At 65.0% G+C, this 12,769-nt stretch carries 11 protein-coding genes; 8 read left to right on the top strand and 3 right to left on the bottom strand.

Annotation, left to right across the window (positions count from 1 at the left end; all coding sequences use genetic code 11):
• The first annotated feature begins 3 nt into the window (after window positions 1-3).
• Window positions 4-945 carry a tRNA pseudouridine(38-40) synthase TruA gene (gene truA / locus EH165_RS11495; protein WP_124799574.1) on the top strand — a complete coding sequence of 314 codons (942 nt, stop codon included), beginning with the start codon at window positions 4-6 and terminating at the stop codon, window positions 943-945.
• Window positions 946-958: 13 nt separating this feature from the next.
• Here truA and EH165_RS11490 read toward each other — a convergent pair whose 3' ends face one another.
• Entirely contained in the window at window positions 959-1,813 is an 855-nt protein-coding gene (locus tag EH165_RS11490) for a hypothetical protein (protein ID WP_124799573.1), read from the bottom strand.
• 446 nt (window positions 1,814-2,259) lie between these two features.
• On the opposite strand from EH165_RS11490, the gene rplM reads away from it, so the two are divergent.
• Genes rplM through glmM form a run of 3 tightly spaced genes read left to right on the top strand, consistent with a single transcriptional unit; the run spans window position 2,260 to window position 4,712 of the window.
• Entirely contained in the window at window positions 2,260-2,703 is a 444-nt protein-coding gene (gene rplM, locus EH165_RS11485; protein WP_124799572.1) for a 50S ribosomal protein L13, read from the top strand.
• The gene (gene rpsI / locus EH165_RS11480; RefSeq protein ID WP_422392113.1) at window positions 2,700-3,266 is read left to right on the top strand and encodes a 30S ribosomal protein S9; all 567 of its coding nucleotides are present in this window, start codon (window positions 2,700-2,702) and stop codon (window positions 3,264-3,266) included. The genes rplM and rpsI overlap by 4 nt, the downstream gene beginning before the upstream one ends.
• A 6-nt stretch (window positions 3,267-3,272) precedes the next feature.
• On the top strand, window positions 3,273-4,712 hold the full coding sequence (gene glmM, locus EH165_RS11475) for a phosphoglucosamine mutase (protein ID WP_124799571.1): 1,440 nt from the start codon (window positions 3,273-3,275) through the stop codon (window positions 4,710-4,712).
• A gap of 108 nt (window positions 4,713-4,820) precedes the next feature.
• Here the strand turns inward: glmM and EH165_RS11470 are convergent, their stop codons facing one another.
• Together EH165_RS11470 and EH165_RS11465 are read right to left on the bottom strand one after the other, a co-directional pair.
• A complete protein-coding gene (locus EH165_RS11470) occupies window positions 4,821-6,245 on the bottom strand; it encodes a GH1 family beta-glucosidase (protein ID WP_124799570.1) in 1,425 nt (474 codons plus the stop codon).
• Window positions 6,246-6,321: 76 nt separating this feature from the next.
• A complete protein-coding gene (locus EH165_RS11465; protein ID WP_124799569.1) occupies window positions 6,322-7,134 on the bottom strand; it encodes a dienelactone hydrolase family protein in 813 nt (270 codons plus the stop codon).
• Between the two features lie 190 nt (window positions 7,135-7,324).
• Here EH165_RS11465 and EH165_RS11460 point away from each other — a divergent pair, with 190 nt between their 5' ends.
• The 4 genes from EH165_RS11460 to EH165_RS11445 all read left to right on the top strand — a co-directional run bounded on the left by EH165_RS11460 (window position 7,325) and on the right by EH165_RS11445 (window position 12,737).
• The gene (locus EH165_RS11460) at window positions 7,325-8,950 is read left to right on the top strand and encodes an AAA family ATPase (protein ID WP_124800485.1); all 1,626 of its coding nucleotides are present in this window, start codon (window positions 7,325-7,327) and stop codon (window positions 8,948-8,950) included.
• A 99-nt stretch (window positions 8,951-9,049) separates the two neighbouring features.
• The gene (gene glmS / locus EH165_RS11455; protein ID WP_124799568.1) at window positions 9,050-10,909 is read left to right on the top strand and encodes a glutamine--fructose-6-phosphate transaminase (isomerizing); all 1,860 of its coding nucleotides are present in this window, start codon (window positions 9,050-9,052) and stop codon (window positions 10,907-10,909) included.
• A 5-nt stretch (window positions 10,910-10,914) separates the two neighbouring features.
• Window positions 10,915-11,331, top strand: coding sequence for a holo-ACP synthase (locus tag EH165_RS11450; RefSeq protein ID WP_124799567.1), 417 nt, complete (start codon window positions 10,915-10,917; stop codon window positions 11,329-11,331).
• Window positions 11,328-12,737, top strand: a complete 1,410-nt coding sequence (locus EH165_RS11445; protein WP_124799566.1) for an NAD(P)H-hydrate dehydratase — start codon at window positions 11,328-11,330, stop codon at window positions 12,735-12,737. The genes EH165_RS11450 and EH165_RS11445 overlap by 4 nt, the downstream gene beginning before the upstream one ends.
• Window positions 12,738-12,769: the final 32 nt, after the last annotated feature.

Raw genomic sequence — 12,769 nt, 5'->3', positions numbered from 1 at the left:
GTCATGGGAACCGCGCCGGGTGGCGGGCCTTCGTCGTTGGCGGAGAAGACTATTCGGCTCCGCCTAGACCTTTCCTACGATGGGACAGCATTTTCCGGTTGGGCAATCCAGCCAAATCTTCGAACGGTCGCGGGTGAACTCACCGCAGCCCTGCATACCTTGCTCCGCAGCCCCATCGACTTAGTCGTTGCCGGCCGAACGGACGCCGGCGTACACGCGAGGGGACAGGTGGCGCACGCGGACGTCGACGCCGCGGCGTTACTGGCCTTGGCTCCGCGGACACCCGCTGGAGTCGCGAAGATCTCCGGCGCCGAGAGCGCAGCACGTGGCCCCGCTCTGCAGTATTTCGAGCCGCTGCGGGGACTCGTCAGGCGGCTGGCCGGTCTGCTGCCGCTGGACATTCGCGTCCGCACGGTAGTGATTGCGCCCCGCGGCTTTGATGCCAGGTTCGCGGCGCTGCGACGGCACTACCGCTATCGCGTCACGGCCGAGCCTTCGGGGGTAGAACCGTTGCGCCGCTTCGACACTCTGGGCTGGCCCCGTGCGTTGGACGCAGCCCGGATGCAGGAGGCCGCCGATGGGCTTGTTGGCCTGCACGATTTTGCTGCATTCTGCAAGCCGCGGGTCGGCGCGACGACCGTGCGCGAAGTGCAGCGCCTGGTGGTCAACGCATTGGACGAGGAGCCGGTGCTAGCCATCGATGTCAGCGCTGACGCGTTCTGCCATTCCATGGTGCGGTCACTGGTGGGCGCGTTGCTGGCCGTCGGTGAAGGTCGCTTGCCGATCACCGACCCAGCGGTCAAGCTTGCTGCGCGGCAGCGAACGTCGGCGATCCACGTCGCGCCGGCACGCGGGTTGACGTTAATGGGTGTTGACTATCCGCTGGCGAGCGAGTTAGCGGCGAGAGCGCAGATGACGAGAGCGTTCCGCACGCTTGACTCGTAAGTCGCAGACGGCCTTAAGCGCGGGGTACGGCCCGAATGCTCGGCACATGTTTCTTCTGCGCCGCGAAGTGCGCCAGCGATACCGCGCCGCCGACGGCACAGAAGAATCCGATGGCGGCCACTACGGCAAACCCGGAGCGCACACTGTCGCCCAGCACTAAAAGACCCACCGCGGAGGGAAACACCGTCTGCGTTGAAAAGACCACTGCTGCAACAGTTGTCGCAGTACCCTTCTGCAAGGCCAGCGCAAACAGAATCGCAGCGCTCAGGCCGTTGACCAGAATCGCCCAGGCCGCCGGCTCGCCCAGAATCTGCCAGAACTCGTCCGGTGCATGGAACGACCGAGCCGAGATGGCAACGGCCGCATAGCTCAAGCCAGCCGCAAGCGCGAGAACCGGCGCGGAGTACCGCCTGTGCACCCGGTAGCCGAGGTAGCCAATGCCAGCGATCGGGACGACGCCGAGCAGGAGGATCCAGTGCCAGGTGCGGGGCAGCGGCGTGGAAGGGCCCGGTTCAGCGGATGCGGCAAGCGCCACAAGCCCCGCGCCCGCGATGGCCAGGGCCGTCCATCCGGCGCGGCCAATCCGAGTCCCGAGAATCACCGAGATCAATGCTGTGACGCCGACGCTGGAGGCTACGACGGACTGCACGAAGAACAGGGGTAAGCGGTGCAGTGCGGTGGCGGCGCAGAGGAAACCGAGAATGTCGGAGAGTAACCCGGCGAAGTAGAAAGGCTGCTTCCGCAGGTCGGCCAGCGCCACCGCTGAGCCGCCAGCGCTACCAGCGCGGCGTACCCCGATCGACTGCAGGACGGAGCCGGACCCGGAAAGCACGGCGGCCAAGACCGCTAAGCCAAACCCAATCAGCATGTGTGATCCTCAGATCTGCGGCCCGTGGCGGTTCCCCCGTGGTTCATAGCCCGATTCTTGCGCAAGGCGGCCTGTCGCGCACGTTGCGTTGTTTGCCGGTGGGCAACTTGAGTACGTCAGATAAGTCACTAGGGAAAGCCTGTATGCGGGCAGGCGTGAGCGCCTTACGCTGCACAAGTACCCCACCTGGGCGCGGATGAACCGCTCCGACGCGCTGAGTGGTCGAGCGATTTCTGGCTCACTTTGACCTCGAGGCACTCGGCGCGGTAATCTGACTCTTCGGTGTGCAGCGAAGTCTGCATTGCCCATGAACAGGCGAGTACGCGAGAGTTTTTTGCTGCCAGCAGTTCACCGGCGAAACACCTGAGGGTTATCCACTTTTGCCTCATCGCAGGAGTAGAGCCTCACGACCGAAGACAATTGCGATAAGACGAAGAGGCAGACCTGTGCGCACGTACAGCCCCAAGCCTGGCGACATCACCCACGCCTGGCATGTAATCGACGCGACCGACGTCGTGCTTGGCCGGTTGGCCAGCCAGTCGGCTCAGTTGCTGCGCGGCAAGCACAAGGCGATCTTCGCCCCGCATGTCGACACCGGCGACTTTGTCATCATTATCAACGCGGAAAAGGTTGCCATCAGTGGCAACAAGCGGGAGACCAAGTTCCTGTACCGTCACTCGGGTTACCCGGGCGGTCTGCGCAAGCGCAGCGTTGGCGAGATGCTCGACACCAAGCCCGAGACCTTGGTCGAAAAGGCCATCACCGGCATGTTGCCCCACGGCCCGCTGGGTCGCAGCTTGGCCAACAAGCTGAAGGTCTACGCCGGACCCGTGCACCCGCACTCCGCGCAGAAGCCAGCACCGTTCGAGATCGTTCAGGTCTCCCAGTGACTGAGCAGAACTCCCCTGAGAATCTTGAGGACATTGTGAGCGAAGAGAAGTACTCCGAGGTTACCGAGCTCGAGCACACCATTGGTGATGCTGTTGCCAGCTCCGAGGTTGCTGACGCCAGCACCGAAGACGCTCCGCCCGCAGCTGTTCCGGCCGCGCCGCGCGTCATCGTCGTTGACCGTCCGATCCAGACAGTGGGTCGCCGCAAGGAAGCCGTCGTTCGGGTCCGCCTGACCGCTGGCACCGGTGTCTTCACCCTCAACGGCCGCACCATGGATTCGTACTTCCCGAACAAGGTCCACCAGCAGCTGATCAAAGAGCCGTTGGTCTTGCTGGAAAAGGCTGAGTCTTTCGACATCCACGCCACCCTTGTTGGCGGCGGCAACACTGGCCAAGCCGGTGCGCTGCGCTTGGGCATCGCCCGCGCCCTGATCGACTTGGAACCGGAAGACCGCCCGCCGCTGAAGAAGGCTGGCTTCCTGTCCCGCGATGCACGTATCAAGGAACGCAAGAAGGCCGGTTTGAAGAAGGCCCGGAAGGCACCTCAGTACTCCAAGCGTTAATCAGTCGTGGCCCGTTTTTTTGGGACGGACGGCGTTCGCGGTTTAGCGAACGTCGACTTGACTCCGGAAACTGCCCTGCGCCTAGCCACTTCGGCAGCATTCGTGCTGTCGCAGGGGCGGGGGCAGGGCATTTTTGGTCTTGTACCCGCAACCGACCACACCGACGCGGACTCTCTCGACCCCGCTGATTCCGGTGACGCCGACTCCGGTTTCTCCGGCCGTCGCCCTGTCGCGGTGGTGGGCCGCGATCCGCGCGCCAGCGGCGAAATGCTGGAAGCCGCGGTCGCCGCCGGCCTCGCTTCCGCCGGTTGCGATGTGCTGCTACTGGGTGTTTTGCCCACCCCCGCGGTCGCCTTTCTCACCGGAGAATTGCACGCCACCTTGGGCGTCGTCATCTCCGCTTCGCATAACGCTATGCCGGACAACGGCATTAAAATTTTCGCTGCAGGCGGCCACAAGTTGGATGACGCTGCCGAGGACGCCATCGAGGCTGGGATGAACGCCGCGCAGGTGGCCAGCCGGGTTCTGCCCACGGGCGCGGGCATCGGCCGCATTAAGAAGGCTGATGAATCGAGCCGCCGCTATCTGGATCACCTCCTGCTCGCGACGCCGCATTCGCTGGCGGGACTGAAAATTGTGGTGGACTGCGCCCATGGCGCAGCCTCCGAGGTGGCTCCCGAGGCGTATCGCAGGGCGGGCGCGGAAGTGATCGTGATTGCCGGAAAACCCAATGGCCTCAACATCAATGACGGCGTCGGGTCGACGTACCTGGGGGGCCTGCGCGAAGCAGTCGTCCAGCACGGCGCCGATCTCGGTATCGCCCATGACGGCGACGCTGATCGCTGCTTGGCTGTGGATGCCGGCGGCAACGACGTGGGCGGCGACGCTATTTTAGCGATCCTCGCGACCGCGATGAAGGCGCGCAGCGAACTGGCGTCCAATACTGTCGTGACCACCGTGATGGCCAATATTGGCTTCCACAAAGCGATGGAACTGGCCGACATTACGGTCAAAACCACCGGGGTGGGTGACCGGTACGTTCTTGAACAGATGCGGTCGGGTGGTTACACGCTGGGCGGCGAGCAGTCGGGCCATTTTATTTTAGCTGAGCACGCCACCACTGGCGACGGACTACTCACCGCGTTGTATTTGATGGCGCAGATGGCGGTGACTGGCCAGTCGCTCGCTGAGCTTGCCAGCCTGGTCACCATGTTCCCGCAGACCCTGATTAACGTCCGCGTCGGCGACAAGGCCGCGGTCGCGTCATCTGCCGCAGTGGCCGCTGCGGTCGCGCAGGCAGAGCTGGAACTAGCAGCCGCGGGTGGGCGGGTGCTGTTGCGCCCCTCTGGCACCGAGCCGCTGGTGCGGGTCATGGTGGAGGCCTCGACTGCCGAACTCGCGCTGTCCATCGCGGAGCGCGTTGCCGAAGTGGTCGCTCAGTCCTAACCCGGTTCCCCGCACCGCCGAGCGGTGCACTATTACGCCCAACAGCGGGTCGGATAGGGCACCACTCGGCGGATTGTTGTCGCTAGGCTCGGCGGGTGTGCAACAGGCCTAGATCGCGGGGAGCTGGTGGGTGCGGATCAGCTCCTGGTACCAGAGGGCGCTGTCTTTCCACGTGCGGACCTGGGTGTCGAAGTCAACACCGATAATCCCGAACCGCTTGGAGTAGCCGTACGACCATTCAAAGTTATCCAGCAACGACCATAAAAAGTATCCGCGGACATCCGCGCCAGCGTCCATTGCTACCCCGACTGCATCGATATGGCGGGAGAGGTAGTCGACCCGTAGCGGATCGTGAATGCGGGCCACCCCATCCTCGTCGACCACGACATCGTCGAAGGCAGCGCCGTTTTCGGTGATCATCATCGGCTGGTGCGGGTAGGCCTTCGAGGTGCGCAGCAGTAGTTCCGTCATGCCGCTGGGGTCAATATTCCAGCCCATCGCGGTGTACGGACCGGGCTGGACGAGGAAGTCGATGTCGTCGCAGTCCACCCAGGGGCTGTAGGGGGAGTCGCCGTGGCCATCGGCCATCACGCGGTCCGACACCCCGTCCCATAGCGCAACTCTGGTGGTCGAATAGTAGTTGATGCCGAGCACGTCTATGGGAATGTTGATGAGCTCGAGATCGCCGTCGAGGACGAACGACCAATCCGTGGTTTTTGCTGTGTCGCCGAAAAGGCGCTCCGGATAGGCACCATCCAGCAGTGGGCCGAGGAAGGCTCCGTTGCCGAGGTCGTCCAATCGCTGGACGGCCCGGGCATCATCCGTCGAGCTCGAACGGGGTCGGATCACGTGCAGGTTCAAGGTGATCGAGAGTTGCGCGTTCGGCGCCAGTTCTCTGATGGCCCGGCCGGCGAGCCCGTGGGCCAGGTTGAGGTGGTGGACGGCGGCCAGGGCCGCGGCGCCGTCGTGGCGGCCGGGAGCGTGGACACCGGAGGCGTAGCCGAGATACGCGGTGCACCACGGCTCGTTGAAGGTGGTCCAGGTGTGGACTCGATCGCCCAGGGCAGCCACGATCAGCCGGGCGTACTCCTCGAATCGCAGCGCCGTCTCGCGAGCTGTCCAGCCGCCTTCGTCCTCCAGCTCCTGGGGGAGGTCCCAGTGGTACAGCGTGGCAACGGGTTTGATTCCCCGGGCGATGAGGCCGTCCAGCAGCTTCGAATAAAAGGCAACGCCTTCGGGGTTGAGCGGTCCACGGCCGCCCGGCTGCACTCGGGGCCACGCGATCGAGAAGCGATACGCACCAAGGCCCATCGCCTTCATCGCATCGAGATCTTCTTCGTACCGGTGGTAGTGGTCGACTGCCACGTCGCCGGTATCGCCGCCCAGAACTTTGCCCGGCGTGTGGCTGAAGGTGTCCCAGATGGAGGGGCCGCGGCCGCCTTCGGTTGCCGCGCCTTCGATTTGATAGGACGCGGTGGCCGAACCCCACGTGAATCCGTCGGGGAAGGAGCGGGGAGCTGCGGGGACCGTCATGGAAGTCCTTCTGTGGTTGGCCGCGCGCAGCGGCGGTTACTGGGTGCTATGGGGCGAAGTTCAGGACGAGAACTTCTCAGCCGTGGCCTATCTCGATAATTTTGGTGCCGCTGATCTTGCCGTCCAGGTCGTCGGCGAGCTGCTCTTGTCCATCCAGATGACGCAGGAAGAACGCCGTCATCAGCATCCGAGCCACCTGCTGTGTCGCCCTTTCCGCCTCGGAGCCGGTCAGCTTGTTGGTCCAGTGCTTGCCCTCGGCCAAGCCCAAGTGCGAGGCCTTCTTGATGGTGCGTAGTTGGACGGGGCCAGCCCACCCTTCGGCGATGAGAGTGGCATTCGCCTCCGGCGGGGAGAGCACATCCTTGCCGCCGGAAAGGTGCAAGCCGGGCACGGTCACCAGGCCCGCGGCGGTGATTGCCGACGGACGGGTGTTGGCGGCGTTGACCGTAGCGACGGCCTTGATCTCACTGTCCTGCGCGGCCGCCAGCACGGCAGCGCCGCCGCCGAGGCCGTGGCCAGCGACACCGATCTTCGCCGGGTCGACGGTGACCGCTCCTTCGGCGAGCCGGGTGTGCGCAATGAGTGAGAGGGAGGTCGCGAGGTCGACGGCAAGCCCGGCGAACGACGGTAAGGGCCCATGTTCGGTGCTGGGGCCGATGGCGACGATCCCCCAGGAAGCGAAGTAGCGCAACGTGTCCGCGTACCGCTCGATGGGCTGCATCCAGTGGTGACCGAAGGCGACGGCGGGAAGATTCTTTCCCGACAACGGGGCAAAGACGACTCCAGGGATCCCAGCGAGGGCGAGCTCGCCGCGCGCCACCCGATAGGGGCCCAGGTGCGCGAGGTACTCGAGCGACGGGTTTTCCACGCTGGCAGCGGTGCGAGCCATCGGCAGAGGCCTCCTTATGAAAGTGGTGCTGGTGAAAGTGGTGCTGGTGAAAGTGGTGGGCGCACCGGGTCTGCGAAGAGCGCCTTGCCTACTGGAAGAATAGCCTTAAGGCCCTCGCGGGAGCAGCCCGCGGTGGTGCAACGAGGGGCAGGCACACGTGGCCGAAGCAGTATCGGTGTTCCGAGAGAATATGCGGCAGCTGATCCGCGCTCGTTTTCCCTTGCTCTATATCCAGACATCGGAGGAGACACGGGTGTTGGCAGAATTGGCCGCACTCTTCACGAGCCGGGAGCTGATCCGGAGCCCCCGCACGGTCTATACGTGGTCGGTGACGAACGGTTTCGCCGCGCTCGGCAAGCCCGGCCCGCCCGAAACCACACAGCCCCAGGTGGCGTTGAACTCGGCACGAAACCTCGACCTGGGTTCGGCAGCAATCTTTTTCGATCTCCACCCGTGGTTGGGTGCGCCGAACCAACCGGCTGATCCGCAGCTGGTGCGGCAGCTTCGTGACATTGCACAGCTCTACCGCGACGGTTCGCAGGCGCGCACGCTGATCCTGGTGTCGCCGTTGCTGCGTCTCCCGCCGGAGCTGGAACACGTGGCCACCATTGTCGACTTCCCGTTGCCGTCGGAGGCGGAAGTCCGCACGCTGTTGGACGGAATGATCGAGCGAAACTCTGCCGCGGGCACCGTCCGGGTTGATATCGAGGACTCGGGTAAAGAACAGATCGCCAAGGCGGCCCTCGGCTTGACCTTGGGAGAGGCCGAGAACGCGTTCGCTCGCGCGATGGGCGCCGACGGCGGGCTCACCGTGAATGACGTGAGTGTGGTGCTGGAAGAGAAGCGGCAGATCATTCGCAAGTCCGGGCTGCTGGAGGTGGTGGACTCGCAGATTCGGTTAGCCGACATTGGCGGGCTGGCAAATCTGAAAACGTGGCTAGTGAAACGGTCCGGCGCGTGGCTGGCCGAGGCCGCCGAATACGCGCTTCCCTCGCCCAAAGGCGTTCTGGTGACGGGTATCCCGGGTTGTGGCAAGTCGTTGACCGCCAAAGCGATGGCCTCGGCCTGGCAGATCCCGCTGATTCGGCTCGATGTGGGCAAGGTATTCGCCGGGTTGGTGGGTGCATCGGAGGAGAACATGCGCACGGCGCTGAAGTCGGCCGAGGCCATCGCCCCCTGCGTGCTGTGGATCGACGAGATCGAGAAGGGATTCGGCTCCGCGGGCGGCGAGCGGGACTCCGGCACCAGTGCCCGCGTGTTCGCATCATTCCTGACCTGGATGCAGGAGCGCACCGCGGCCGTATTCGTCATCGCAACCGCGAACGACATCTCACGGCTCCCCCCGGAATTCATGCGGAAGGGCAGATTCGACGAGATCTTTTTTATCGACCTGCCTACCGCGATAGAGCGGGTCGACATCTTTCGATTGCACCTGGACAGCAGGCTCCGGAAGGGCAAAGGCCTCGGCCCTCTCCCAATCACCGACGAACTCCTGACGGATCTGGCGCTGATGACGGAGGGCTTCTCCGGGGCCGAGATCGAACAGGCCGTGATCGCCGCCTGCTTTGACGCTTTCGACGGCCGGCGACATCTCCAGGTTGACGACCTACACCGATCCGTTCGCAACACGGTGCCATTGTCGGTGACGCAGTCCGAGCAGATCGCGGCCCTGCGGGAGTGGGCCGACGTGCGAGCGGTTTCGGCCTCTGCCAAGGCCGATCGAACCGGGTATGTGACGCCAGCGAACAGTGTGGTGGCTCCGGTCCCGGACGCGGAGGTCGTGAAACAACGTGGCGGGCGACCCATCGAAAGCTGACGCCAGCCGATGACCTGGCCGATGAACCCTGGCAATGAACCCTGGCAATGAACCCTGGCAAGGGCTTAGCGCGAGGGGAGGGCCGTTAGGATACTCAGAATGTGCGGAATCATTGGATATGTCGGATCACGTCAAGCGTTGCCTCTCGTCTTGGAGGGCCTGCGGCGGATGGAATACCGCGGGTACGACTCTGCCGGCGTCGCGATCCTGGACAACGACGGGGACTTGGGTGTCGCCCGCAAAGCTGGCGTTCTGGCAAACCTCGAAAGGCTGATCGACGGCGGCAGCGTGGCGCTCCCGGGCAGTACGGGAATCGGTCATACCCGCTGGGCCACCCACGGCGCCCCGACGGATCGCAACGCCCACCCGCACCGCGACACCTCCGGCAGAGTGGCCGTCATCCATAACGGCATCATCGAGAACTTCTCACCGCTGCGCGCGGAGCTCGAAGCCGCTGGGGTGGAGCTGACCTCCGATACCGACACCGAGGTCGTCGCGCACCTGCTGGCCCGCGAGTACAACAGCGGCACAGCTGCCGGGAACCTGCCAGCGTCGATGGCCGCCGTGTGCGCCAGGCTGCTGGGAGCGTTCACGTTGGTTGCTACCCACGCAGACGTCCCGAACGTGTTGGTGGCCGCCCGCCGCAACTCTCCGCTGGTGATCGGCGTGGGTGCGGGGGAGATGTTCGTCGCGAGCGACGTCGCCGCTTTCATCACCCACACGCGCGAGGCCGTGGAGCTCGGCCAGGACCAACTGGTGGTCATCACCCCGGACACCTACGAAGTCAGCTCGTTTACCGGGGGAGACGCAGACTTCCGTGCCTTCCACGTCGATTGGGACACTGAGGCTGCGGAGAAGGGCGGCTTCGAGTACTTCATGGACAAGGAAATCCAGGAGCAGCCCGACGCGATCGCCAACACCCTGCGCGGCCATTTCGACGGCACCTCCATCCTGCTCGACGAGCAGCGCCTGGGGGACGACGAGCTGCGCACCATCGACAAGGTCGTCGTCGTGGCCTGCGGCAGCGCCTACCACTCCGGGCTGGTCGCCAAGTATGCGATCGAACACTGGACCCGGCTGCCCGTAGAGGTCGAGCTCGCCAGCGAGTTCCGTTACCGCGACCCGGTTTTGACGCGGGACACGTTGGTGGTGGCGGTTTCTCAGTCTGGTGAGACGGCCGACACGTTGGAGGCGGTCCGCCATGCCCGCGAACAAAAGGCTCGGGTCCTCGCCGTGTGCAACACCAACGGGTCGCAGATCCCCCGCGAATCCGACGCGGTTCTTTACACCCATGCCGGTCCGGAGATCGGTGTCGCCTCGACGAAGGCATTCATGGCCCAGGTCGTTGCTAACTACCTCGTCGGCTTGGCATTGGCGCAGGCCCGTGGCGTGAAGTACAGCGACGAAGTGGCCCGCGATTTTGCCGACCTGTCGGCGATGCCCGCTGCGGTGGCGGAAACGTTGACCCGCATGGATCCGGTCCGGGCACTCGGCCAGGAGCTGGTGGATGCGAAGGCTGTGCTCTTCCTGGGCCGGCACGTGGGGTTCCCGGTCGCTCTGGAGGGCGCACTCAAGCTGAAGGAACTGGCGTACATGCACGCGGAAGGTTTCGCCGCGGGCGAGCTCAAGCACGGCCCGATCGCGCTGATCGAGGAGGGCCTGCCGGTGGTGGTGGTGACGCCATCGCCGAAACTGCGACCGCTGCTGCACTCGAAGTTGCTGTCCAATATTCGAGAGATTCAGGCGCGCGGCGCACGGACCATCGTCATCTGCGAGGACGGCGACGATATCGTGGCGCCTTTTGCGGACACGCTGATCTCGCTGCCTTCGGTGCCGGTGCTCATGCAGCCACTGGTCGCGACAGTTCCGCTGCAGATCCTTGCCGCGGAAATCGCCCGAGCCCGCGGGTTCGACGTCGACAAGCCACGCAACTTGGCGAAATCAGTGACGGTCGAATAGCTCCGATGACCTCTTTTCCGGCGCTTCCCCCCGATGCCCGCGTGCTGGGCGTGGGAATCGACGTGGTGGCGGTGGAACGGTTCGCTGCTTCGCTCGTGCGGACCCCCGCGCTCCGAGAGCGGCTCTTTACCGCTGGTGAGCAGGTGACCTCGACCGGTGCGCCGCGCCGGGCAGCATCACTTGCCGCGCGCTTTGCGGTGAAGGAAGCGGTGGCCAAAGCGTTGGGCGTGCCAGCCGGGATGGATTGGCATCATTGCAGTGTCGTCAGCTCGGGCAATGGCGCACCCAGCCTGGTGACGGTCGACACCGTGCAGGCAGCGGCGGTCGCCGCGGGGATTACGCGATGGCAGATATCGATGTCCCATGACGCTGGCATCGCCGCGGCGGTCGTGGTGGCGCTGGGCCAGGGCCCAGGCTTGTGATCTCCGCCTACACCGTGGCGGGTGTGCTGCGGGCTGAAAGCGTGGCGCTGCAGCGACATGGTCCAACGGTGCTGATGTATCGGGCCGCGTTCGCAGTGGCGCAGGCAGCACTGGCCGGGCTTTCGGGCCACCTCATTCCCGGCAGTCGCGCGCTGTTGTTGGTCGGCGGTGGGAACAATGGCGGCGACGCGCTCGTAGCGGGAACGATTTTGCGCCGGCGCGGGGTTGCGGTGACCGCGTTTCTGGCGAACCCGAAGCAGGTGCACGAGGCGGCGCTGGCGCAGTTCCTGAAGGCGGGCGGGCGAGTCGTTGTTGGGATGGAAAATACCTCTGTTGCAACACTTTTCGGGCGAGCCGACGTCATCATCGACGGGCTGGTGGGAATTGGGGCGACACCGCCGCTGCGACCCGCTGCCGCCGCGCTAGTCGAGTTGGCGAATGCGACATCCGCGTACAAGGTCGCGGTCGATATCCCCAGTGGAGTCCATCCCGACACGGGGGCGGCGCCCGGGGTGAGCTTCGCCGCCGATGTCACCGTGACCTTCGGCGGGGTAAAGACAGGATTGCTGGCCCAGCCGGGTGAGCTGGTTTTGGCCGCAGTCGGCATGGACGTATCTGCAGAGGCGGTTGATGCCTGCAGCCTGACTGAGATACCGGGTCTGCTGGGTGATCCCGGGACTCGTGCCGACAAATACAGCGACGGGGTGGTGTGCGTGGTGGCGGGTTCGACGACGTATCCGGGCGCCGCCATTTTGTGCGTCGGAGCCGCCGTGCGGTTGCGGCCGGGAATGGTGCGGTACGCCGGCCCCCAAGCGGCCGAGGTGGTCCGTCATTGGCCGGAAGCCGTTGCTACCGGGACGGTCTCGGGGGCAGGCCGGTCGCAGGCGTGGGTGGTGGGGCCCGGTATGGGTACGGACCAGGATGCGCTGGATCGGTTGACGGTGGTTATCGACAAGCCAGAGCCAGTATTAGTCGACGCCGACGGCCTGACGCTGGTATCTCGGCACCCCCACCTGCTGGTGAGCCGCCAGCTTCGGGGGCGCACCACCGTGTTGACGCCACACGAGGGCGAATTCGCGCGCCTCTTCCCAGACCTTGATCTCTCGGATCGACTGACGGCCACGCGGACCGCGGCGTTGCGCTCGCACGCCGTCGTCGTGCTTAAAGGAAGCGCCACCATCATCTCTGACGGAGCGCACACGTTCGTCAACCGCACGGGTTGCGGATGGTTGGCCTCGGCCGGGACGGGCGACGTGCTGTCCGGCGTCATCGGGTCGCTGCTGGCGACAGGGGCGCCGCCGCTTACTGCCGCCGCGGCAGGGGTGTTCTTGCATGGTCTGGCGGGGGAACGGCTGCACGCGGCAGGGCTGGCGGGGGCTTCGCAACTCTGGGACCACCTGCGCTGAGGTGCGGGCCGCAAACGCAATTGTGGTGCCCC

Source organism: Nakamurella antarctica, from assembly GCF_003860405.1.
Taxonomy (GTDB): domain Bacteria; phylum Actinomycetota; class Actinomycetes; order Mycobacteriales; family Nakamurellaceae; genus Nakamurella; species Nakamurella antarctica.
The sequence above is the reverse complement of the archived record's forward strand: the minus strand, read 5'-3'. Positions and strand labels throughout refer to the sequence as shown.